Annotated in this window: 19 protein-coding genes and 1 tRNA gene; 9 read left to right on the top strand and 11 right to left on the bottom strand. The window is 66.2% G+C overall.

What is annotated here, in order from left to right:
* Positions 1 to 23: 23 nt before the first annotated feature.
* Positions 24 to 1,718: an alkaline phosphatase family protein gene (locus M2343_RS07060; RefSeq protein ID WP_264576102.1), complete on the bottom strand. Its 1,695-nt coding sequence runs from the start codon at positions 1,716 to 1,718 to the stop codon at positions 24 to 26.
* A gap of 57 nt (positions 1,719 to 1,775) precedes the next feature.
* Here M2343_RS07060 and M2343_RS07055 point away from each other — a divergent pair, with 57 nt between their 5' ends.
* The 6 genes from M2343_RS07055 to M2343_RS07030 all read left to right on the top strand — a co-directional run bounded on the left by M2343_RS07055 (position 1,776) and on the right by M2343_RS07030 (position 7,171).
* Entirely contained in the window at positions 1,776 to 3,923 is a 2,148-nt protein-coding gene (locus M2343_RS07055) for a protein-disulfide reductase DsbD family protein (RefSeq protein WP_264576101.1), read from the top strand.
* Positions 3,924 to 3,927: 4 nt separating this feature from the next.
* Positions 3,928 to 4,671 (top strand): TlyA family RNA methyltransferase, encoded by a 744-nt coding sequence (locus M2343_RS07050; RefSeq protein ID WP_264576100.1) that lies wholly within the window; start codon positions 3,928 to 3,930, stop codon positions 4,669 to 4,671.
* 114 nt (positions 4,672 to 4,785) lie between these two features.
* Entirely contained in the window at positions 4,786 to 5,334 is a 549-nt protein-coding gene (locus M2343_RS07045) for a TspO/MBR family protein (protein ID WP_181559258.1), read from the top strand.
* A gap of 38 nt (positions 5,335 to 5,372) precedes the next feature.
* On the top strand, positions 5,373 to 5,651 hold the full coding sequence (locus tag M2343_RS07040; RefSeq protein WP_264576099.1) for an accessory factor UbiK family protein: 279 nt from the start codon (positions 5,373 to 5,375) through the stop codon (positions 5,649 to 5,651).
* A gap of 187 nt (positions 5,652 to 5,838) precedes the next feature.
* Positions 5,839 to 6,345, top strand: coding sequence for a YbjN domain-containing protein (locus M2343_RS07035; protein WP_181559260.1), 507 nt, complete (start codon positions 5,839 to 5,841; stop codon positions 6,343 to 6,345).
* Between the two features lie 10 nt (positions 6,346 to 6,355).
* Positions 6,356 to 7,171: a pyrroline-5-carboxylate reductase family protein gene (locus M2343_RS07030; RefSeq protein ID WP_264576098.1), complete on the top strand. Its 816-nt coding sequence runs from the start codon at positions 6,356 to 6,358 to the stop codon at positions 7,169 to 7,171.
* Positions 7,172 to 7,175: 4 nt separating this feature from the next.
* On the opposite strand, the gene M2343_RS07025 is transcribed toward M2343_RS07030, so the two are convergent.
* Positions 7,176 to 7,676: a MarR family winged helix-turn-helix transcriptional regulator gene (locus M2343_RS07025; RefSeq protein ID WP_264576097.1), complete on the bottom strand. Its 501-nt coding sequence runs from the start codon at positions 7,674 to 7,676 to the stop codon at positions 7,176 to 7,178.
* A 180-nt stretch (positions 7,677 to 7,856) separates the two neighbouring features.
* Here M2343_RS07025 and M2343_RS07020 point away from each other — a divergent pair.
* A tRNA-Gln gene (locus M2343_RS07020) sits at positions 7,857 to 7,931 on the top strand.
* Positions 7,932 to 8,019: 88 nt separating this feature from the next.
* Here M2343_RS07020 and M2343_RS07015 read toward each other — a convergent pair.
* The 4 genes from M2343_RS07015 to M2343_RS07000 form a co-directional block, all read right to left on the bottom strand.
* Entirely contained in the window at positions 8,020 to 8,913 is an 894-nt protein-coding gene (locus tag M2343_RS07015; protein ID WP_264576096.1) for an ROK family protein, read from the bottom strand.
* A gap of 3 nt (positions 8,914 to 8,916) precedes the next feature.
* Entirely contained in the window at positions 8,917 to 10,032 is a 1,116-nt protein-coding gene (locus M2343_RS07010; protein WP_264576095.1) for a glycoside hydrolase family 68 protein, read from the bottom strand.
* Between the two features lie 253 nt (positions 10,033 to 10,285).
* Positions 10,286 to 11,296 (bottom strand): LacI family DNA-binding transcriptional regulator, encoded by a 1,011-nt coding sequence (locus M2343_RS07005; RefSeq protein WP_264576094.1) that lies wholly within the window; start codon positions 11,294 to 11,296, stop codon positions 10,286 to 10,288.
* Positions 11,297 to 11,412: 116 nt separating this feature from the next.
* Complete coding sequence (locus tag M2343_RS07000; protein WP_264569951.1) at positions 11,413 to 12,681, bottom strand: MFS transporter; 1,269 nt, start codon at positions 12,679 to 12,681, stop codon at positions 11,413 to 11,415.
* Between the two features lie 263 nt (positions 12,682 to 12,944).
* Here M2343_RS07000 and M2343_RS06995 point away from each other — a divergent pair, with 263 nt between their 5' ends.
* Positions 12,945 to 13,955: an alpha/beta hydrolase gene (locus M2343_RS06995; protein ID WP_264576093.1), complete on the top strand. Its 1,011-nt coding sequence runs from the start codon at positions 12,945 to 12,947 to the stop codon at positions 13,953 to 13,955.
* A gap of 161 nt (positions 13,956 to 14,116) precedes the next feature.
* Positions 14,117 to 14,707 (top strand): response regulator transcription factor, encoded by a 591-nt coding sequence (locus tag M2343_RS06990; RefSeq protein ID WP_264577517.1) that lies wholly within the window; start codon positions 14,117 to 14,119, stop codon positions 14,705 to 14,707.
* Positions 14,708 to 14,752: 45 nt separating this feature from the next.
* Here M2343_RS06990 and M2343_RS06985 read toward each other — a convergent pair whose 3' ends face one another.
* The 5 genes from M2343_RS06985 to M2343_RS06965 all read right to left on the bottom strand — a co-directional run bounded on the left by M2343_RS06985 (position 14,753) and on the right by M2343_RS06965 (position 23,196).
* Positions 14,753 to 15,346, bottom strand: a complete 594-nt coding sequence (locus M2343_RS06985; RefSeq protein ID WP_264576092.1) for a superoxide dismutase family protein — start codon at positions 15,344 to 15,346, stop codon at positions 14,753 to 14,755.
* A 92-nt stretch (positions 15,347 to 15,438) separates the two neighbouring features.
* Entirely contained in the window at positions 15,439 to 16,530 is a 1,092-nt protein-coding gene (locus M2343_RS06980; RefSeq protein ID WP_264576091.1) for a YihY/virulence factor BrkB family protein, read from the bottom strand.
* Positions 16,527 to 16,757 (bottom strand): hypothetical protein, encoded by a 231-nt coding sequence (locus M2343_RS06975; RefSeq protein WP_181559269.1) that lies wholly within the window; start codon positions 16,755 to 16,757, stop codon positions 16,527 to 16,529. Before M2343_RS06975 ends, M2343_RS06980 begins: the two co-directional genes overlap by 4 nt.
* Complete coding sequence (locus M2343_RS06970; protein WP_264576090.1) at positions 16,757 to 21,019, bottom strand: translocation/assembly module TamB domain-containing protein; 4,263 nt, start codon at positions 21,017 to 21,019, stop codon at positions 16,757 to 16,759. The genes M2343_RS06975 and M2343_RS06970 overlap by 1 nt, the downstream gene beginning before the upstream one ends.
* Positions 21,019 to 23,196 (bottom strand): autotransporter assembly complex protein TamA, encoded by a 2,178-nt coding sequence (locus M2343_RS06965; protein ID WP_264576089.1) that lies wholly within the window; start codon positions 23,194 to 23,196, stop codon positions 21,019 to 21,021. Before M2343_RS06965 ends, M2343_RS06970 begins: the two co-directional genes overlap by 1 nt.
* Positions 23,197 to 23,237: the final 41 nt, after the last annotated feature.

The raw sequence follows: 23,237 nt of genomic DNA, 5'->3' as shown, positions 1-23,237 counted from the left end.
GTTGCGACCGATTCAGAGCCAGTCTAGCGATCCTGCGGGGCAGGGCAACGGGTCGCCGGGCCGGGATCGAGATCGAGGCAGCGGCCATCGATCCGGTCGGCCGGCACGGTGACGCCGATCTGCGCGGCCAGCGTGGGCAGGATATCCACCGTCTCCACCGCTTGCGGCTGCTCCATGTGCATCAGGCCCTTGCGCCAGAACAGCATCGGCACCCGGCGATCATAGCCCCACGGGCTGCCGTGGGTCGAAACATAGCCGGGCGCGGGCGTGGCAATGGGCATGATGCGCGGCTTGAGCAGAAGGACGAGATCGCCCGAGCGCTCCGGATCGTAGCTGGCCTTGGCGATCGTCGCGAGTGACCAGCTTTCCGGCGATCCGGTGGGGGCCGGCGCGGCCTCGATATCCTTGCGGGTGAAGACGGCCTCGACTTGCCGGTGAGCGGCGTAGAAGGCCTTGGCCTCGGCAATGACGCGCGTACGCTGGGCGGCGGTCAGGGCGGCATTCACATAGATGTCGCCAAAGGGATTGGTGCCGAGCAGCAAGTTACCCTGCGGCACGGTGATGCCGGTGCGCGCGCTGATCGCGGCACTCAACGCGCTCGGGTACAGGGCGGGGTCCGCGCGCTCTGCGTCGGTAACGGCCTGTTCGCGCAGCCGCTCGGGGATATCCGGCCCGCCATGGTCGGCGGTGAGCATCACCATATAATCGAGGCCGGTCGCATCCAGCCGGTCCAGGAAGCTGGCGAGGGCATCGTCCAGCGCGAACATCTGGATGCACATTTCCGCGCCGCGATTGCCGTAGCTATGGCCGATATAGTCGGTGGCCGAGAGGCCGACGATCAGCAGGTCGGTGGTGTCGCCGCGCCCGAGCTGCTGCGCCTCCAGCTGCTTGACGGCGAGCGCCAGAACGGCGGCATCGGCTTCCGGCGAGGTGCGGAAGGCGCGGACGTCGCCACCGGCGCGAGCGAAATGCCCGTCACCGACGCTGAGCGTGTCGGTCAGGCGGACGGCGCGATCATTGGCCTTGCAGAAGGCGGGCACGTCCATCGCCGGGCGGGGCTGGTCGAAGGTCTTGCGCACGCCGGCGTTCACCTGCTCGATCAAAGGGGTGAGCGGCGTCCCCCGATAGCTGGTGAAGCCATTGCCGCCCCACCACCAGATCTGATCGACCACCGGCCCGCCCATCATGATCGCCGAGCGATCCTTGCCGGAGACGGACACCACCTTGGCCGCCGGATTCTGCGCCTTCATATAGCCCCCGAGTGTCGGCACGCGGAGCATCTTCACGGACGGGGCATAATCCCGCGAGCTCGTGCCGGGCACGTCTGGGTCTTCGGCGCAGTAGACCGTCTTGTCGGCACGGGCGATCTTCTGGTCGATCCAGTCATTGCCGATGATGCCGGTGCGGGCGGGGCGGCTACCGGTCAGGATCGTCGAGTGACCGGGGCAGGTTTCCGTGGCGGCGTGGCCCTGATAGCCATTGGGAAAGACGACGCCCTGCTGCAGGCGGGCCAAGCCGCCGGTGAAGGCGCTGCGATAGGCGCCGAACAGGTCGGTCGAGAACTGGTCGACGGAGATGACGACGAGCAGCTTGGGCGGGCTCTGCGGCGCCTCGGATGCGGGAGCAGCGGGCGCGGCTGGAGTCTGCGCGGGCTGGGCCAGCGCCGGGCCACTCAGGGCCAGCGTTGCGGCAAGGCGCAGGCAAGCAGGGAAACGCATAGATTCTCCTTGGGGTCGGGGCGGCGCGCGCTTACAGAACGGCCAATGATCCGTTTCATGGCTTTTCCTGTGCGCCGGCTCAATGGCGTTTTGATGACGCTATGGGTTCTTCTGGCAGCATTGCTGGTCGGCCCAGCCGCTTTTGCGCAATCGGCGGCCCCATCCGATGGCGGCGCATTTGCGCAGCGCGGGGCACCGAATATCGCCGCCAGCCTGATCCCCGAGACGGACCGCCCGGCGGCCGCGAGCACCGTCACGCTCGCTATCGTGATGAAACCCAGAGCTGGCTGGCATGGCTATTGGGGCAATCCAGGCGATGCCGGGCAGGGGATGCAGGTCGCCTGGGATTTGCCGACAGGCAGCGGCCTGAAGATCGGCGATTTCCGCTATCCCGTGCCGGATCGGCTGCTGATCGCCGGGCTGATGAACCATGTCTACGAGCATGACTATGCCGTGCTGGTCGATCTTGCCGTGCCCGCGGGCCTGTCGGCTGGCACCGTCTTGCCGGTGCGCGGCAAGGCGCGCTGGCTCGCCTGCACGGACGCGATCTGCGTGCCGGAGCAGGGCGAAATCGCGACCACGCTGACCATTGGTGACGGCGCTACGACGGCAGCCTCCCGCAAGGTCTTCGACGGATTTCGCGCGGCTCTCCCGCGTCCGCTCGATCAGCCCGCGCGCTATGCGGTGGCCGGCGGGACGCTGAGCATTGCCGTCCCCTATCCGCAAGCGGCGCCGATGGGCGCGCCCTGGTTCTTCGCCACGACGCAGGATGTGGTGCGCTATGCCCAACCGCAGACCGTCCGCCGCGCGGGCGACTGGCTGGTGGTCGCGGTGGCGCTGGCCGACGGCGCATCGGTGCCCGCTACGGTCGAGGGCGTGCTTGCGGTTTCACCTGGCGTCGCGCTCGCGATCAGGGCCACGCCCGGTGCTGTGCCCGAGGGTGGCGAGCGACTGACGGTGGCCCCGGACGGCGCCACGACGGCTGAGCCGGCTGCGAAGGCCGGGCTTGGGGCGGTCCTGCTGATCCTCGGTGGCGCCTTTCTGGGCGGACTGATCCTCAATGTCATGCCGTGCGTCTTCCCGATTCTCAGCCTCAAGGCGATCAGCCTCGCCAAGGCAGGCGGAGATGAGCGGCAGGCCAGGCGCGATGCGCTGGCTTACACCGCCGGCATTCTCGTCACCTGCCTCGCGCTCGGGGCGCTGATGCTGGCGATCCGGGCCGGCGGCACGCAGGTCGGCTGGGCCTTCCAGTTGCAGGACCCGCGCGTGATTGCGGTGCTGCTGATGCTGATGGTGGCGATCACGCTCAATCTTCTCGGCGGGTTTGAGATCGCCTCGCTTTCGGTCGGGCAGGGGCGGGCCGGGCAAGGCGGGCAGGCGGGCGCTTTCTGGACTGGCGCGCTGGCCGCCTTCGTCGCGACGCCCTGCACCGGGCCGTTCATGGGCGCCGCCATGGGCGCGGCGCTGGTGCTGCCCTGGCCGCTGGCGCTGGCCGTGTTTGCAGGACTTGGCCTCGGGCTGGCCTCGCCATTTATCGCCATTGCCTGGGTTCCGGCGCTGCGCCGGCTGATGCCGCGTCCGGGCGCGTGGATGACGCGCTTCCGGCGCATCATGGCAGTGCCGATGGGGCTGACGGCGCTGGCACTGCTCTGGCTGCTCTCGCGGCAGCTTGGTGCCGGCGGTGTGCTGTTGGGCGTACTGCTGGCGGGCGGCGTGATCCTGGCCCTGCTGCCGCTGGGGCGTCGCCAGCGCGCCGGCGGTGGCGTCAACTGGGCCTTGGGTGGGCTGGTCGCCATACTGCTGAGCGGCGCTGCAATCGCCGCGCCTGCGCTGGTGCGCGGGGATCGTCCCGTAGCGGGCGAGGGGCTGGTGGGCGAGCCGTTCAGCGAGGCCCGGCTGGCCGCGCTGCGGGCGCAGAACAAGCCGGTTTTCCTCTATTTCACAGCCGACTGGTGCCTGACCTGCAAGGTCAATGAGGCCAATGCCATCGATACGCAGGCGGTGCGCGATGCCTTCGAGGCGGGCGGGGTCGCCGCGATGGTCGGCGACTGGACCAATGCCGATCCGGCGATCAGTCGCTTCCTCGAGGCACATGGCCGCTCGGGCGTACCTCTGTACCTCTTCTATGCACCCGGCGCTGCGACGCCGCAGGTCCTCCCGCAAGTGCTGACATCCGGCACGCTCACCGCTTTGGCGAAACGCTGAGCGCATGGCCAAGAAGCGCCTCGATCAATTGCTCGTCGAGCGCGGCCTTGCCGAGAGCCGCACCCGCGCGCAGGCCCTCATAATGAGCGGCAACGTACTGGTCGGCGACAAACCAGTGGACAAGGCGGGGCAGGCGGTGCCGGAGGAGGCGGAGATCGTCCTCAAGGGGCGGGATCACCCCTGGGTCTCGCGTGGCGGCCTCAAGCTGGCGCACGCGCTGGAGGCGTTCGACATCGATGTGGCCGGACTGGTGGCGATGGACGTCGGCAGCTCCACGGGCGGCTTTACGGACGTGCTGCTGACCAACGGCGCGGCGCGGGTCTATGCGATCGACAGCGGTACCAACCAGCTTGCCTGGAAGCTGCGGCAAGACCCCCGCGTCATCGTCCACGAGCAGACCAGCGCACGCATTCTGACGGCCGCCCAAGTGCCCGAGCCGGTCGACATCATCGTCTGCGATGCAAGCTTCATCAGCCTCGCCAAGGTGCTGGAGCGCCCGTTGACGTTCGCGGCACCCGCCGCCCGGCTCGTCGCGCTCATCAAGCCGCAGTTCGAGGCGGGGCGCGAAGAGGTCGGCAAGGGCGGCGTGGTGCGCGATCCTGCCGTTCACGCCCGCGTCTGTGCGGAAGTGGAGGCCTGGCTGGCGGCGCAACCGGGCTGGCAGGTTACAGGCCTCACCACCAGCCCGATCACCGGGCCGGAAGGCAATGTGGAGTTCCTGATTGCCGGTGCACGCGTGCCAGGATGAAGCAGGCGCGATCCTCTCCCGTGCAATCGGCATGCGGGAAGGGCTGGCGCGGCGCAACGCCATCGTTAAAGTCATGTCAACGCTGTGGGGATTCGGCATGAAGTGGGAGTGCGCGTGAACCAGATTGCATCGCGAAGTCAGTTGCGGATGTCTTTCCTCCGCTGGGCGCTTGTCACCATCCCCGCCATCGAGTTTCTCGGCTTTGTGTCGGGCTATCTGTCCAACAGCGGTTATGATAATCGCTGGTTCGATGCGCTGAGCAAGCCGGCATTGGTGCCGCCCGGTTGGGTGTTCGGCACGGTGTGGCCAACCCTCTATCTGCTCATGGCCCTGGCGCTGGCGATGATCTTGCACGCGCGCGGCGCGAGGGGGCGGGGGCTCGCCATCACGCTCTTCATCGTCCAGCTCTGCATCAACCTCGTCTGGTCGCCCTTGTTCTTCGGCGCACATCAGGCGACTTTGGCCTTCTATCTGATCCTCGTCATTCTCGCGCTGGCGACGATCACCACCATCCTCTTCGGGCGGATTCGGTCTGTCGCGGCGTGGCTGATGGTGCCCTATCTTTGCTGGTTGGGCTTTGCGAGCGGGCTCGCCTTCGATATCGACCGGATGAACCCGGATGCCGAAACCCTTGTTCCGGCCGCCGTGCGTACCCAAATCTAGGCGATGGCCGCCATCAGCGGCGGCGAAGGATCAGACCCATGCAAAGTGAAAACCGCTTTTTCGACGACCTGTCCAAGATCATCAACGGCGCCGCCGGCACCGTGGCCGGGGTGGGGCGCGAGTTTGAAAGCAACGCCCGGGAGCGCGCGCGCGAGTGGATCGGCGGGCTCGATTTCGTAAGCCGCGAAGAGTTCGAGGCGGTCAAGGCCATGGCGGCGCAGGCGCGCGAGCAGGTCGAAGCGCTCGAGGCGCGGCTGGCTGCGCTGGAGGGTGGTGCGCCGAAGACCGGCAAGCCGTCGGACAAGGCCGCAAGCTGAGTTTTCGACCGGCTATCCCGCATTTATCCACAACTTATTCACAGCAACATGGCGCATTCCGGACAGGTTGGGCGCGGCTTCGCCGCCGCCTGCCTTTCCGGTTGCGCCGTGTCGTGCTACGAAGGGCTGTCCAGCAGGGGCAGGGCGGCGCTGGCCGTTACAGGAAGTGGACTGACGGTTTTTGAGTATGATCGACCGGGATGAATTTACAGGCGGCGAGCAGGAAGCCGAGCCGATCGACATGCTGGCGGCCTATTTTGAGGCGCATGACTGGCCCTTCGAGCATGTCGGCGAGGACGAACTGGTCGCGCGCCATCGTGGCAGCTGGACCGAATATGAGGTCCGGGCGATCTGGCGTGACGATGACATGGTGCTGCAGCTTCTCGTGCTGCCGGACATTCGCGTCGCCGATGATAAGCGTCTGGCGATCTGCGAAACAATCGCGCTCATCAACGAGCAGCTCTGGCTCGGCCATTTCGAGCTGTGGTCGGCGAGTAGCACGCTGCTGTTCCGTCATGGCGCCTTGCTCGGCCCCAGCGGATCGCTGACGCTCGATCAGGCGCAGTTGCTGGTGGAAAGCGCGATCGACGAATGCGAGCGCTTCTACCCCGTCTTCCAGTTCGTGCTGTGGGGCGGAAAAAATCCCGCTGAGGCCATGGCCGCCAGCTTGATCGAGACGCATGGCGAAGCCTGAGGCTGGCCCGATGTGGCCTTCGCACCTTCTTCTGCTGGGTTGCGGTAACATGGCCGGGGCCATGTTGCTGCGCTGGCTCGACGAGGGCCTGCCTGCCGAGCGGGTGACGGTCGTACGTCCCAGCGGCAAGGCGGTCGCGCCGGGCGTTCGGGTGCTGACCGCCCTCGAGGGGCCCGTGGACCGGGACTCGCTGGTGATGCTCGGCTGCAAGCCGCAGCAACTGGCGGACGTCGCCGGGGCAACGGCGCCGCTTCTTGGTCCCGGGGCGACCCTGCTTTCGATCCTCGCGGGCGTGCCGATCGCGCGCATTCGGGATGCGCTCCCGGCCGTCCAGTCGATTGTCCGCTGCATGCCCAATCTGCCCGTTCGGGTCGGCAAGGGTGTCAGCATTCTCAAGGTGGAAGACGCGGCTGACGAACGCGCGCGCGATCTGGTCGACGCCATGTGCAGCCGCCTTGGTCTGGTCGAATGGCTGGGCGATGAGCAACTGTTCGATGCCGCGACGGCGCTCGCAGGATGCGGCCCGGCCTTCGTCTATCGCTTCATCGATGCCTTGGCTGCCGCCGGCGCCGAACTCGGCCTTGCGCCGGATGCCGCCGCGCGCATGGCCCTCAAGACCGTGGAAGGCGCCGCATTGAGCGCAGCGGCGGCGGATCGCCCGCCCGCCGATCTGGCGGATGCGGTGGCCAGCAAGGGCGGCATGACCCGCGAAGGGCTGGACGTGCTGGATCGGTCTGACGGCCTCGCCCCGCTCGTCATGGAGACGCTGAAGGCTGCGCGGGACCGGGGTGCAGTTCTCGCTGCCTTGTCCACCAAGGCCAGCTGAACCGTCAGCGCGCGATTTGCAGGGCGGCGACCAGTCGCTGCGTTTCCGGATCGAGCAGGCTCTCCAGCACCCGCCAGAAGCCCGTGACGGAGGATTGCCCCGCTGCCGAATAGGCCGCCGCGAACCGCTCACGCACGGCATCGAACAACGCCTGCTCGATGGCCTGCCCGGCAGGCGTCAGCCTCAGCAGCTTCTGCCGACGGTCGCGGTCGCCTTTGTTGACGACGAGCAACTCGCGCTCGATCAACTCATCGAGCACGCGCCCCAGCGACTGCTTGGTCACGCCGAGCAGCGCGATGAGCGCCGACACGCTGAGATTGGGCCGCCGCGCGATGAAGTAGAGCGCCCGTTGATGCGCGCGGCCGAGCCGATGCTCATCCAAAATCGGGTCCATGGCCTGCGCGAACGCCATATGACCAAATTGCAACAGCTCGATCCCGCGACGGATTTCCTCCTCGCGCAGGAACAAGGGGGAGGCTGCGGGACTGGATGGGGCGTTGCTCATGCGCCGCTTCATAAGGCCTGTGGGCAGGCGATGGAACTTCGTTCCGTACCCCGCTCGCCCCTTTCGCAGGCGGGGCGCGCAAGGGGAGGATGTTCACCGAAAGAGATCGCCAAACCACCGTTTCTCCCGCTTGGCATTTGCGCCCGGCCCTGTATATGGGCCGCTCGCAGCGCGCGATGCTGGGGCGTAGCCAAGCGGTAAGGCAGCGGTTTTTGGTACCGCCATGCGGAGGTTCGAATCCTCCCGCCCCAGCCAAGTTCCAATTCAGTGAGTATGAAGTGCCGATGTGGCAAGCGAACGCCGCGGCGGCGTCGTCACGCCGCGCAAACGCTCTGTCAAAAGCTCAGCCCTGCAGCGCGGCCATGGCGAGCGCGATGGCGCCCATTGGGCCGGCTTCGTCGCCGAGGCCTGCGAGGCACAGACGTTGCTCGACCGTCTCCTGCGTGAGGAAGGGCAGGTAGCCCGCCAGATCCCGCAGCAATGTGGCGTGCACGGCTGGCAGGAGCGCAGCGCGGCTGGTAGCGACGGTGCCGCCAAGCAGGATGCGCTCGGCGGCCGTGGTGAGGAACAGCGTAGCGGCGAGTTGCGCGAGGTCTGACGCCACGAAACTCCAGCGCGGATCGTCATCGGCGACGTCCTGCGGGCTGGTGCCGAAGCGGGAGGCGAGGGCGGGGCCGCTCACCAGTCCTTCGATGCAGTCGCCATGGAAGGGGCAGACACCGGCAAAGCTGTCGCCTGCCGCACGTCGCACATGGATGTGGCCGATTTCCGGGTGCATGGCGCCGTGCACCGGCTTGCCGTCAACGAGCAGACCGCCGCCGAGTCCGGTGCCGATGGTGATATACCAGAAGCAATCGAGATCGCGACCGGCACCCCAGCGATGCTCGGCCAGGGCCGCGCCATTGACGTCCGTGTCGATGGCCATCGGGCAATCGAGGCCGCTTGTCAGCCCGCCGGCAATGTCGGCGCCCGCCCAGCCGGGCTTGGGGGTGGGCAGCATATGGCCGAAATTATCGGATTTGCGGGACAGAGCGATGGGGCCGAAAGATGCGATACCAATCGCGGCAATCGGCGCATCCGCGTGCCAGGCGCGCAATTGTGCGTTGGCGGCGGCCAGCGTCTCGTCCGGCTGGGTGGTCGGAATGCGAACCCGCTCGACGATGCGATCACCTTGAGCGAGCAGGACGAAGGTCTTCGTCCCACCCAGCTCGACCCCGGCAAGGCGCGTGCTCGACATGGCTCAGTCGATAATCTGCGTCGTCTCGCCATCCAAGGCGAGACGAAGGAACGGCGCGAAGGTGCCGGCAAAGCGCTTAGCACCCTCGGCAGCCTCGCCACGGCCCCAATCGTCCGCGAAGGCGGTGACGGAGAGATCGGGTAGCACCAGCCAGCTATAAGCCTGACGCGGTGCTTCCGGCGGGTTGGCGATGACGAGGCCGGAACCGTTCAAGGGTTTCCACCCGTGCGTGATCTGCTCGGACACCATGCCGTAGAGACCGGTCGGGGCGCGGGGGGCATCCGGGTTGAACACATGGGTCTGTGTGGACCAGAACAGATAATAGAGTCCATTGGCCAGCACGATGTGCGGGCGCTCCAGCTCATTGTTGAGGCCGTCGGCGCTGATGATCGGCGCGGTCACCTCCCACTGGCCGAGGGCATCGGGCTCGGCCCGCGCCGCGCCGATCACGCCATTATAGGCGGATTGCGAGGTGGCCAGCGATCCGGTGAACAGCAGCCAATGCTCGCCGGTCGCCGGATCGAGCAGATAGCCGGGATCGCGAAAGGCCTTGATGGTGCCGAGGCCGCCACCGGCCGACAGCGGATCGGCATAAAAGCGCGGGTCGCGCGGGAAGGATTCGCGCAGATTGCGGCAATTCTCGACGGACCAGCCGCCATCCTGGCTAACCAGATCGGCCTCGACCTCGAACAGGCGTTGCTCGAAGCTGAGTTCGCTCTCGCCGCGAAAGCCGGCGGCAGTGAAATAGAGCGCCAACCGGCGGCCGTCACTCTCCACATAGGCCGAGCCGGACCATTCCCGGCTGCCGGGCGAGAAGCTGTCCGGCATCACCGGGCCATAATGCCGCCAATCATCCCCCCGCCGCTCGAACAAATGAATGCGGGCATGACCGTGACGGTCATCCGGGTCGGCAAACCAGGGGGAGGCGAGCGCCATCCACAAATCGGCCGGCGCCGGCGAACCGTCGCGCTGCAGGATGGGCCAGGCATCCCACACGCACACATCCTCACTGATCCGTTCCACATCGGCCTCGCCGATGAGCGGCGCCACGCAGGATGGGGTCAGTTTGAGGTGATTAAGCTGTTCGATCGCCCAGCGGGTCGTGCTGATATCGTTCATGGAGAGCCAGTTAGGTCAGAGAAAGGAGAGGGCGCGAGTGCGCAGGAGGCCGGGGCAGGCGATGTCCGGAAAGGAGGCGTTCGCAACTGTGTTGCAAGGCCATGGGCTCCTCGCGCCATGCTGCAAATATGCGCGCGATTGCGCCTGAATTTCGATCATTGTCCCCGTTCCTCAAGTCCTCGCAACCAATACGCCATTGGCAATCGATTACAACCATTTTGGAATAGGGCTGTCGCAGCGGAAAATCGGTCCGTCAGGTGGAGCCGCGCACCACCAGAGCGGGGTTGAGAATGATCGAACCGGTCTGTCGGCCCTCGATGCGTTTAAGCAGGCAATCGACCATCTGCGTGGCGCCGCTGGCGATATCCTGATGGATCGTGGTCAGCGGCGGCACGATGCTCTGCGCAATCGGGAGGTCATCGAAGCCGACGATTCGCACATCGTCGGGGATCGACATGCCCCGGCTGATGACGGTCTGGACGGCGGCGAGGGCGATCATGTCCGAGGCCGCGAAAATGCCGTCAGGCAGTTGATCGACCTGATCGAGATAGGCGTTGATGTCCGGCGCACTGAGCTCCGGCGCGAGGTGGGTCGGCACTTCGGTCAGCATCACGTCCGCAGCGTGATCCTGCTGCACCGCGCGTGCGCCCTGCAAGCGCTGGGCGATCTCGATGGCGCGGGGATTGCCGAGGAACGCCACGCGCTTGCACCCGCGTTCGATCAAATGGCGCATCGCCATCTGGCCGCCGAGGAAATTGTCGGTGCCGACCGAGCAATGGCTTTGGCCCTGGGTGAATGCGCCCCAGGCGACCATCGGCAGATAATGGCCGGCGGCGGCGTTGAGCACGGCGGACTGGTCGGACTGGCCAATGATGATGAGGCCATCCACTCGCGCGGTCTTGATGATGCCCTCCAGCCAGTCGTCCCGGTCCGGGATGACACGCGAGAGCATCAGGTCGAAACCGCGCTCGGTGAGTTCATCGGCCAGGAAGCCGATGATCGTCATGAAGAAGGGGTCGGAGATATGCTGGGCGCGCTCATGGCCGAGCGGGATGACCACGCCGATGGCCCCGGTCTTGCGCGTGCGCAGGTTGCGGGCCAGTGGGCTCGGCTGAAAACCATGCTGTTGCGCCAGCTTGCGGATGCGCTCGGCAGTCTCGGAATTGACCACGGCCTTGCCGGCCAGCGCGCGGGAGACGGTCGCGGCGGAGACACCGGCGAGCTCTGCCAGATCGTAGATTGTCCGAACCTGCTTGGGTTTCAACGCTCCTGTGTCCTCTCGCATCCAAAGGCCAAACAAATGGCATCTCTAGGGCGCAGGCGGGTTTTGCCAAAGCATTTTTCCGGCGCGGGCCGCAGCGTCCGCGCCGGGAGGGCCCGTCAGGCGGTCGGGCCGGTGTCGCCGATGATGACTTCCTTGCGGTAATCGGCGCTGTTGCGCTCGGCCAGACGGCTCGCAAACGGCTGCTTGCGCCAGTTCCAGATGCACTGGATGGCAAGGCCCGTCGCCATCAGCGCACCGAGCGCGATGCTGTAGCGCGCGTCACCCAGCCCGTCGCCGATCAGCGCCATCGCAAGCGGGGCGATGACAGCGCTGAGGCAGGTGAAGAACAGCAGCAGCCCTGCAACCGAGCCGTGCCGCGCTTTCTCGAAGCAGCTGATGCCGGTCGAGTTGATCGTGGGGTAAAGCACGGACATGAACAGGCCGGTGGCGGGCAGGGCGTAGATGGCGACGCCCCGATCCCCCAGCACGGCGATCCAGAACAGGATCGTCATTGCGACGGTGCACACGGCGAGCACGGCGGTCCAATCGTAACGCGCCAGCAGCCACACGCCGAGGAAGCGACCGGCCGCGCGCAGCACGAAGAAGATCGAGACGGCATAGACCGCGAGCCACGCGTTCGAGCCCTCGTAACTGGCGAGGAATGTCGGCGTCCACACGTAGATCGCGGCTTCCGCGCCGACATACAGCATCAGAGCGGTGGCGAAGAACATGGCGGTGGGATCGGTCATCATCCGGGCAGCATCGCGCGGATCGGCAGGCTTTTCATCGGCCCGCACCGGGGTCGGGAAGCGCGCGCCGAATGCGCCCAGCACGAGCAGGGCGCAGATGCCGGCGGCGAGGAAGTAGACCCACTTCCAGCTGAGCCCTTCCTGCAGCGACCAAGCGACGACGGCCGGGCCGACAATCGCGCCAGCGCCGAAGAAGCCCTCGACCAAGTTCATGATCGTCGAATGCTCGCGCGTCGAGCGGGAGATGTCGCCGATCAGCGCGAGCGCGCCGGCCTTGAAGATGCCGATGCCGATGCCGGAGATGAACAGCAAGGCGACGAAGAACAGAAAGTCATGCCCGGCTGCGAAGGCGACAGAACTGAGGCCAAAGAGCGTCAGGCCGATCAGGATCGTCGCCTTACGGCCGATGCGGTCTGCCAGAAAGCCGAGCGAAATGGCCGAAATAGCGATGCCGGACATCGTCGCATATTGGAACGATCCGGCCGCCGTCATGCCCAGATTGAACTCGCGGATGATCTGCGGAATCACCGTGCCAACCGAATCGGTGGTCATCGCGAACATCGCGAACATGAGGAAGACCAGCCATTTCAGCAGGGCCGATGCGTTGCTCGGCTGGATGTGGGGGCGTTCCGTCACTTCGCGATCCTCTCGGCCTTATCGTTCCATCGCAGCGTCGGTCGAACCGGGCTGCATGCAGATTATCATTCCGCAGCAACGCGCGGCGAATGAAGGCATGGCTGTAATCGATTGCTTTCGCAATGTCGATTGGCTCAACGTCGGCGGATTTGGCGGGCAGCTCCCAACCGCCGGACGGCTTGCAATGCAATCGATTACCGCTAGTGTCTGCGGCGTTGTGAACATAAGCCGGCTCAGCCGGCGACGATGATGGGACAGGACTGATGGCGAAGGAAGACGGCGCACTGGATCGCAGGGGCTTTCTGGCGGCAGCGGGGATCGCGGCAGCCGTGGCCGGTGCAGCAAGCGTGCCGATCGCCGCTGCCCAGCCGCCAGCCGGGATGCCGCCTCGCGTCATTCCGCCTTCCTGGACCGCCGCGCCGACCATCGACCTGTGGACGGGCGCGCCGCCCGAAAGCGGCTTTTCGGCACGTTCTCTCCCGATGGACAAGGCGCCGCCGGTCTTCATGCACAATGTCGACAAGCCCTATCTGCGCGTCTTCCGCCCGGCCAAGTCCAATGGCCGCGCGGTGCTGGTCATTCCCGGCGGTGCCTACATCTTCATTTCCATCGATAATGAAGGGGCGGAGGTCGGGCAGGCGCTTGCAGCGCAGGGCTATACGGTCTTCGTCCTCGTCCACCGGCTGCCGGGGGAGGGCTGGACCAACCGGTCCGACGTGCCGCTGCAGGATGCGCAACGCGCCATGCGCCTCATCAAGTCGATGGTCGGAACCTACGGCATCGATCCCGATCAGGTGTCGGTGCTGGGCTTCTCGGCCGGCGGGCATCTGGCGGCGACGCTCATCACCGATTTCGCGCAGCCGGTTTACGCCCCGCGCGATGCCATCGACCGGCTCGATGCGAGGCCGCGCACTGCCGGGCTGATCTATCCGGTCATCAGCATGCGCATGCCGGATACCCACGCGGATTCGCGCAAATATCTGCTGGGCGAGAAGCCCGATCCCGCATTGGTCGCCCGGCGCTCGCCGGCCGCCCATGTCGGGTCGCAGACGCCGCCCACGTTCTTGATGCACGCGCTCGACGATCCGGCGGTGCCGCCGTCGAACAGTCTGGAGATGCTGCAGGCGCTGCGTGTCGCAGGGCGGCCGGTGGAGGCGCATTTCTTCGAGGAAGGCGGCCACGGCTTCGGGCTGGGCTGGCCGCAACTGCCGGTCCGCCAGTGGCTGGGGCTTTTCGTAGCCTTTCTGGATCGGCACGCCCGGCCGGAGGGCTGAGGAAGGCTCACAGCTTACTCCCTCTTCTTCAGAGGAGGGGCCGGGGCGAGGGGGCTGGAGGGCTAAGGCTGCCATGCAGCCGCGCAAGAAAACTCGCTCGGACACTGCCATTCTCCCGCCAGACCTTGGCGGTGCGTACGGCTTTTGATATCGCTGCCGGCATGGCGATAAGCGACATCATCGATGCCAGTTCGACCGCAGCGGTGATCAGCAATCCCCGGCTGCCCGATAATCCCATCATCGCCTGCAATGAGGCGTTTCTGCGTCTTACCGGCTATAGCCGCGCGGAAATTCTCGGACGCAATTGCCGCTTCCTGCACGGGGCCGAAACGGAAGCCGCATCAAGCGAATTGCTGCGCTCGGCTATCCGGCAGAAGAAGCCGGCTATTGTGGAGATCACCAATTATCGCAAGGATGGCTCGCCGTTCCGCAATGCGGTGATGATCGCGCCGATGTTCGACACCGATGGCGGGCTGGAATATTTTCTGGGGTCTCAGGTCGAGGTTGCGGCCGTGGCATCCGCCGGGCCGGACAGCCGCAACGGCATGGCCACCGCACGCGTCTCGGCACTCACCGAACGGCAAAGGCGAATCCTGGTGCTGATGTCTGCCGGAAAGCTCAACAAGCAGATCGCATTCGACCTTGGTCTCAGTGAGCGGACCGTGAAAATGCACCGCGCCGCGCTGTTTCAGGCGCTGGGCGTCCGAACCGGAGCGGATGCCATCCGACTGGCTGTCGAAGCCGGTTACTGATCTCGCGATCAGCCCCGGCTTCGAGAAAATCACCTAAACGCGCGGTCAGGCGCCCGCTTGGAAGACGCCGCACGCAATGCGCCCGCCGCTATCGCCAGACGGATCGGTGCGCTGGTCGTCCGTGCCTTCATGCACGACGATCGCCGAGCCATCGGTGTCCATCAAGCCGGCCATCGTGGCGCCCTTGAGCGTGTATTCGAGCGTACCCCGGCCATCCTCGCCAATGTCGATGTTCGGCATGTCGCCGGCATGCTGACCCTGCGGGTTCTCCAGACCATGTTTGGTGCTGGCAGGATTCCAGTGACCGCCCGCCGTGGTGAAGTCGGGCGCATCGCACTTGCCGGTCATATGCACATGGACACCCTTGCTCCCTGAAGGCAGGCCCTGCAGGGCGAGCATGATCTGCAAGCCGCCATCCATGGCGCGGATGGTCGCGGTGCCGGCCGGCGCGCCCTGCGCCGTCTGCAGGGTCGCGGTGGCGCTTTCGCCGCTCGCCATATTGCCCGTGGCATTGCCCATCATGGCATTGTCGGCAACATTATTGGCCGGCACGGCGTTGTTCTGCGTGTGATCGGGGCTGCTACAGGCTGCCAAACCCAGCGTGGCGATTGCGGCCACGGCGTAAATCCTTGCAGTCACGGCATTACTCCCATTGCTTACGGATATAGAGCGAACACGAGAGGGAAGCGGATCGTTCCCGAAAAGATTGGCAGCGTCCTCGGCAACCTCGCTCAATGCGCCTTGTTGGCTGCCCGATCGGCGTCGCGCCGGCGCTTCTTTTCGAGCAATATGCGGCTGGCATCATTCACCGCCAGATTGTCTGCCATCACCGCGCCGCGATGGCCGATCGGGCGATCCGGCCCGATGGTGGAATCGACCATCGTCTGCCGCTCCATCTCGCTGTTGACCTCTGCGCCGATCAACACTGCATAAGCCGAGAGGAACAGCCACATGAGGAAGATGACGACGGCGGCAAGCGAGCCATAGGTGGCGTTATAATTGGTCAGATTGGCAACGTAGAAGCCGAAGCCCAGCGTGATCCCCACCCACAGCAGGGTGGAGAGCACCGACCCCACCGAGAGCCAGCGCCATTTCGCGGCTCTGCGGTCCGGCGCATAGCGGTAGAACACGGCGAAGGTGAGGCTGATGAGCACACCCGCGAAAATCCAGGTCGCCAACTGGATGATCAGCGCCGAACCGCTGCCGATATAATCGGAGAGCACGCGCCCGGCATAAGTGAACAGCGAGATCGCCAAGGTGCCGATAACACCCACCGCGACCATGCCGACGGTGATGCCGGCGGCCACGCCGGTAGTTCGGAAGAAATTGCGCGTCTCATGCTCTTCATAGATGATGTTGAGGGCGGCGATCATCGCCGTCGCCGAGCGCATGGCGCCATAGATCGAAAAGGCGAGGGCCAGCACCAGACCGAAGCCCTGCGCTGCCTTGCTGGTCGTCACGATAGCGAGAAGCTGCTCTTCCAGGATGGTGAGCACCTCCGGTGGCACGAAGCCGCGCAGCAGATTGACATTGCTCGCGACGATCTGCGGATCGCCAATGAGGCCGTACAGCAGAACGATCGAGGCGATCAGCGGCACGAAAGCAAGGAAGGAGAAGAAAGCGACCCCGGCGGCGAGCAGGCTGAGATTATGGAAGCCAATCATCACGTAGATGCGCTTGAGGATCGCCCACCACGCTTTGGGCGGCAGAGAGAACGGCGAATCGCCCTTTGCGCCAGGGATTTCTTCGGCAAGCACTTCGAGTTCCTGGGCAGAGATCGGGCGGTCCTCCTTGTCTTGGTCGGTGTCGGTCTGGCTGGTCATGGTTGGGCCGTGGCGTTGTCGGCCACATCATTTTCATCGATGGGGAGGGCGAGGCGGCCGGCCGCGGCAGAGGCATTGAGTTGCTCGTCGAGCTGCGCCTGCATATTGGCCGCCATGCCCTCGATCCGGTTGGATTCGGTAGCGTAGCGCTCATCGAAGCTCGGCTCCTTGCTGCACCCCGCCAGCCCGAGCACTGCCAGCATCGACAGGATCGTCACCGCGCGCATCAATAATCCTTCCGGTAGCGCAGGTTCACGCCGGACCCGCCGAAGTTGCTGACCGAACTCAGCACCGAGAGCGCTTTCGAGAGGCTGATTTCCAGCTGCGTTGCGGTATGGCCGCGCGCATCGGTGATGATCTCCACATAGACATCATTGCTGATGTACTGCCCCACGGCGAGCGAAGTGCCCCGGCCGGTCTCCTCATCGGCACCCAGCAGACGCAGCCGGTCAATGCCGCCGGCCGATTGCAGCACGCCGAGCGGATTGAGGCCGCCCGAGCCGCCACGCAGCGAGTTGAGCGAGGCGGCCAGCTGCACGGCCTGGATGGCGCTCAGCTCGCCCACCGAATTGCCGAACAGGATGCGCGCCATCAGTTCGTCCTGCGGCAGGCTGGGCGTGGAGGTGAACGCGATCTGCGGATCCTGAGCATTGCCGGTGATCGTGATGGTGATCGTCACGTCCTCGACTTCGCCGCTCGCGACGATGCGCAGCTGCGGGTTGGTCATCTCCGGCCCGCTGAAGGTGATCCGGCCTTGCTGAAGCTCGAAGGAGCGTCCGGCGAAGCCCAGCGTGCCGCGCACGAGGTTGACGCCGCCGGTGATCTGCGGCGCTGCGCTGGTGCCGGCGACGCGCAAATCTGCCGCCCATTCGGACTCGAGGCCCATGCCGCTCACATAGATCTGGTTATCCGCCTGCACGCGCAGGTCCAGCCGCCAGTCAGAGGGGATGGTCTTCATTGGCTCGGGCGCGCCGGAGATGCGCTCGCGCTTGAGTGTCGGCTTGCGCCGCACGCCGGTCAGCGTCGGGACTTCCGCGCTGCCCTGGAAGACGATGCGATAGCGCGTCTCGGGCAGGGTGAGGCGGCCGGTGATCGTCGGCGGCTGGTTGGGCCCGTTGACGACCTGGATCTGGCCGGTGGCCCGCGCCTGCAGGCCATCGCTGCGCGCCAGCTGCGCATTGTTCATGTCGATGCCGAGCTGGATCGGGAAGCCCTGATCGGAATTGAGCGAGACCGATCCGCTGGCGCTGACCGTGCCATTGCCCGCATTGGCGGTGAGGCTCTCGACCTCCAGCCGGTCGTTGGTGAAGCGCCCGCGCACGGCCATGTTGGTGAGGCGGGTGCCGTAGCTGGTGTTCTCATAGGTGAGGTTGCTGGCCCGCACGACACCCGTGAGTTGCGGCGACCGGACCCGTCCGCTGAAATCGGCGGCGACCCCGACTGGACCCTTGAGGCTCTGGTCCGGCAGCGCGGCCAGCGAGAAGAGCACGTCGGCCGGGCCGTTGTAGCGCAAGCCGCCGGACAGAGGCGCGGCGAGCAGGCGGGTCGACCAGCTACCCGCGCCCGGCCCGAGCGGCTGGAGGCTGACCTTCATGCGGCCGATCGCGGCGCCGCGCCGGCGGATGAGCGCATTCGCCTCCCCACCCTGCGGGATCAGCCGGCCGGCGAACTGGATATCGACCGGCTCGGAGACGGCCGCGAGGCTGGTGCGGGTGAAATCGTCGATCGTCAGGCGGGCGTCGGCGGCGGGGAAGGCCGTCTCGCTGGCCTGGGTGAAATCGAGGCTGCCGGTGGCCTTTCCGCCCAGGCCAAGGCCGGGCATGAAGGGGTTGGCGATGGCGAGGTTGAGATCCTGCATCCGCGCCTGCACGGCCATGCCGTCGCCATAATGGCCGGCGAGGTGCAAGGTGCCTCCGCCGACCGTGAGCCGCGTCGGGGCGAGTGTATAGCGTCCGTTCGATGGCACGATCCGCATCGGCGAGCTTGTCTTGACGTCGACGCCGTTGAAGCGACCGTCCAGCGCGAGCTGCCACAGATCCCGCGCCATGCGGGCGTTGGCAGCCAGGCGGAACGGATAGCGCGTGCGTCCCTCGACCAGCAGTTTCGCCTGACCGCCGCCCTCGCGATAGTTCAGCGTGCCGCGCGCGACCGCGATGGTGAGATCGCCCATGCGCGTGCCGGCAAGCTGCGCATCGGCAACGATCTGCGGCTGCTCCGTCAGCAGAATGTCTGCCTTGATGAGCGCCTGCTCCACGGTAAGGCCGGCCTTGCCGGGCAGGCTGGCATTGCGCGCGGTGGCATCTACCAGCGCGCGCTGCACGGCACCCTGCGCGGAAAGCGCAACCCGCCCATTGATGCCGGACCCATCGGCCAGCAATGTGCCCTCGAACGGGCCGGCGCGGCTTTGCGAGACGCGCCCGGAGAGGCCGACGCCGCCGAAGCTCGTGCCCTGGCGCACATCAACGGTCAAAGGCCCGCGCGCAGTCATTACAGCCAGATTGAGGTCCAGTGGGCCGTAGTCGGAGGCGCCTTCGCTCTGCACCAGATAGGTGCCGTTGTCGCCCCGCACGGTCGCCGTCACATTGGCGAGGCCGATGCCAAGGCCCGGCCGCTCGGCTGCCAGCCGGACCAGCGGCCGATTGACCGTGCCTGTGACCTCGACGCCCAGCGTGCCATATTGATCCGAGCTTCCGCGCCCGGAGAAGCGCACGCTGCCATCAGCGCCGTAGCGCCCGCGCGCGCCGGTCATACGAAACTGCGGTGCCGAGACGTTCAGCCGCTCGACGCTGGCCACGCCATTGCTGTCATAGCCGACATCCGCGACGATCAGTGCATTGCCGCCAAGAAAGCTTTGCAGCCCGTCGTTCAGCAGGCGTGTCGAGCGCGCGGTGACGCGGCCGCCGAGGCGGAAAGAGCCGTTCTGGCCGGTCTTGAGATCCATGTCGGTCTGCAGGTTGAAGATGCCGACGCTCTCGACCTGATAGCCATTCACCCGGCCATTGAGGGCGCCCGTGTAGAGCGCGGTGTTGAGGTCCGCGACGATCACGGCGGTGGCGTCGATGCGGTCAGACCGCAGCCGCATATTGTCCGAGAGAATGCGGCCATTGGCATAAGCCAGGTCGCCGTCCAGGCGCACATTGGTCAGCAGTGGCTCGATGCTGGCATTGACGCCGCTGATCCGCCGCGCGCGTCCCTCGACGGGGATCATCCAGCGATCCTTGTCCAGAGTCGCGCTGCCGGAGACGGCGAGGCCTTCGATCAGCGTGGCGCCAAAGCCAATCTGGCGGGCGTTCACGCCATAGCGGATAGAGGGGGCAACGAAGGCGCCGTTGAGCGTGGCGTTCATCGCGATGTCCGCGCCGCGCAGGTTTTCGGCGATCACGCTGGGCTTGGTGAGCCGGAAGGCGAGATCGAGATTCTCCATGCGGCTGGCGCCCAGATCGATGAGGCCTTGGGCGCCGAAGGTGAAGTTGTCGCTGGCCAGGCCGCCGCGAATCTGGGCGCGGCGGTCTGCGAGGGCAGCGGTCATGTCGATTTGCGTCACCGGCTCGAGCATGGCGCGAGCCGGGCCGGTGAGGAAAAGCCCGGGCCGCAATGGTCCGCGCACCGTGAAGGTGCCGTCGCGGCCCGTGATCGCGACGTTGGCAAGGCTTTCGTCGCCCATCTGGCCCGTCAGCTTGCCGGTCCAGCTCTGCCAGTCACCCTTGCCAGCCAGCGCGATGGCTGTCGGCTCGGCGATGCCGGTATAGCTCGCCAGCAAGCCCTGTGCGGGCGCGGTCACGCGCAGATCGACCGCCAAGCGGTTGGATTCCGGTACGGCGTCGAGGAGCAGCGCCAGCCGGTCGCCACCCGCAACGCCCGGCGCCACAATGGCGCGCCCGTCCGCCTTGATCCGCGCGCGTCGGTCCGCGATGTGGACCGTCCCGGCGAGGCCGAGCAGGTGCTTGCGACCGGTCACCGGCGCGTCGATCTGCAGGCGGCCGATGTCGAGCCGGTTCACGTCAATGTCGAGATCGGGCAGGAGCGGCCCGTCGCTGGATGGCGTCGGCTTGAATTCCGGCGCGCGATGCAGCCGGGCAGCCGGGATCAGCAGGGAACGGATGTCGACATGGCTGCGCGCATAGGCCAGCGGCCGCCAGTCCATCTCGATGAGCGGCGCGCTCAGGAATACGCCCTTTGTATCCCGCACCTCCACATTGCGCAGGCGCATGGCGCCGAAGATCGAGCCATCGATCCGCCCGATGCCGATCGACATGCCGTTCTCGAACTTGAGGCCGGTGATCTGACGGGTCACAAAGCCCCGCCCGCTATCGCTGTTCAGCCAGGCATAGCCGCCAATGATCACGACCAGCAGCAAGGCGAGCAGGGTGCCGATGCCGATCAGGACGCGGCGCGGCCAGCTCCGGCGGCGGACGATCACGGTGTTGGCGGCCGTCTGCTCCGGCATATCCGGCGCGATCGGCACGGAGGGCGGGGTCGGATCGGCCATCAGAAAGCCTGCCCGATGGAGACGTAGACGGAGATACGGGATTCTCCCGGCTGGCGGTTGATCGGTGTGGCGACATCGAGCCGCATCGGGCCGAAATTGGTGTAGAAGCGCCCGCCTATGCCAACGCCGAAGCGCCAATCGTCAAAGCGTGGCACCTGGCTGGTGTAGACCTGCCCGCCATCGATGAATCCCACGATGCCATAATCACCGAAGCGATAGCGCACTTCCGCCGCGGCCTCGACGAGGCTGCGGCCGCCGATGGGGCGGGCATCGGGATCCTTGGGGCCGAGTTCCTGATAGCCAAAGCCGCGCACCGATCCGCCGCCACCGCCGTAGAAGCGCCGCGAGGGTGCGATCTGCTCGCGCGCCGCGCCGCCGATCATACCGACGCGCGCGCGGCCCGCCAGCACGAAGCCGTCCGAGATGGGGTAGTAGCCCGTGCCTTCCAGCAGTGCCCGGGCGTATGTCTGCGCGCCGCTGCCCAGCGATGCCTCCGGCGAGAGCCAGGCGGAGATCCGGAAGCCACGGGTGGGGTCGAGCAGCGAGTTGGACGTGTCGAACGTCACCTGACCCGGCAGCGCCGCGACATAATAGGTCCGCCGCCTCAGTTCACCGGCGTCGAAATTATAGTCCTGCTCGTTGGAGCCGAGCAGCTCGAAGCCGAAGTTATAGGTCAGCCGCTTCTGCCAGATGGGCGTGCTTTCGTAGGCGATGCGGCCGTAAAGACGGCCCGTGAACGCCTCGAACGCGTCGAAATTGCTGTGGCGCGCATCGATGCCCAGTTCCACGCTGCGGTCCCGCTTGCCGGCATTCGAGCGACGGAAGGAGACGCCGAGGCCTTGCTCCAATGTGCCGGCCGTGCCCTGAACAATGAGCGCGCCCTCGGGTGGGAACATGTTGCGGTGCGTCCAGCTCCCCTCGACCTTGACGCCCTGGCCCGTGCCATAGCCGGCTTGGGCGGCGAGGGTGCGGGCGGGGCCGGCCTCCTGATTGACGACGAGGGTCGCATAGTCCGTGCCGTCGCCCGCGGGCTCGCCGCTCGGGCGGGGCGTCACGGATCCCACGGAGAGCAGGCCGGTGGCGATCAGCGCCTGGCGAAGATCATCGATCTTGCGGCTGTCATACAGCTCCCCTTTGCGGAAGCGGGCGATCTTCTGGATATGGTCCGGCTCGAACACCGGCTTCTCGCCCTCGACCACGATGTCGCCGAAGCTGCTGCGGGGGCCGGGGGTGATCGGCAGCGTGTAGTCGCCAGCCTCCGTCTCCGGATCGAGCACGATATCGCGCTGGCCGACAGTCACGAACGGATAGCCGTTCTCCGGCAGGGTAACCGCGATATTGGCCTCTGCACCCAATATCCGTTCGGCCACGATGGGGTCGCCGCTGCGGGGCCGGAAGGCGCGGGTAATGAGATCCTCGGGCTGTACCGGCGGCGCATCGAAACGGATCTCGCCGAGATGATAGCGCGGTCCGGGCGTGGCCTGCAAGATGACCGTAATCGGCCCCTTGCTGTCCTGCTCGGGAAGCTCCAGCGAACCCCGCACCGTGGCATCGAAAAAACCCTGCGAGGAGAGGATATCGACCAGCAATTTCTGGTCTTCCTCCAGCCGGGCATTGATCATGGCGCCATTGTCGGCCTTGCCATCGCCATCCTCGAGCGCGGAGAGCGACTTGAACTGGCTGACAATGTCCCCGCCATCGACGGGCAGCACCGGGCCGGCACCGTCCAGCGCGGAGAGACCCTCGATCTTGTAGCTGTAGCGCAGCGAAGGGGCGGGGCCCTCGTCAGCCTCGGTATACTGGCTCTCGTCGAAGGTTTCGACATCGAAGGCGTTGAGCGGGGTGAGAGGCCGGTCGAGCTCTTCATCCAGTTCCGGCGGAGCAGGCAGGCCCTCATCCGCCGTCGATTGTTCGGTGGGGGTCGGCTCGGCGCTCACGCTGGCATCTCGGCCGGTGCTGGCCGCGCGCCGGTCTGCCTCGGCTTCCCATGCCTGGACGCTGCCAAGGGGCGCGCTTTCATCGATCGGTGGAATGCTGGCGTCGAACTCTTCGTCTGAAATGATCGGTTCAGTAAGGGCCGCGTCTGAATTCCGCGTCGGCTGCGCCTGATCGGTCCCGGGGGGCTGGGCCTGTGCGGCATGGGCGAGCAGGCACAGCATCCCGGCACTCGCCAGCAAGCTTCCACGCCAGGCTTTTCTAAAGTTCTGCGTGCTTGGCT

Source organism: Sphingobium sp. B8D3B (assembly GCF_025961875.1).
In the GTDB taxonomy this organism is placed as follows: Bacteria; Pseudomonadota; Alphaproteobacteria; order Sphingomonadales; family Sphingomonadaceae; genus Sphingobium.
Note: the sequence above shows the minus strand (reverse complement) of the source record. Positions and strands in the feature narration are given on the sequence as shown.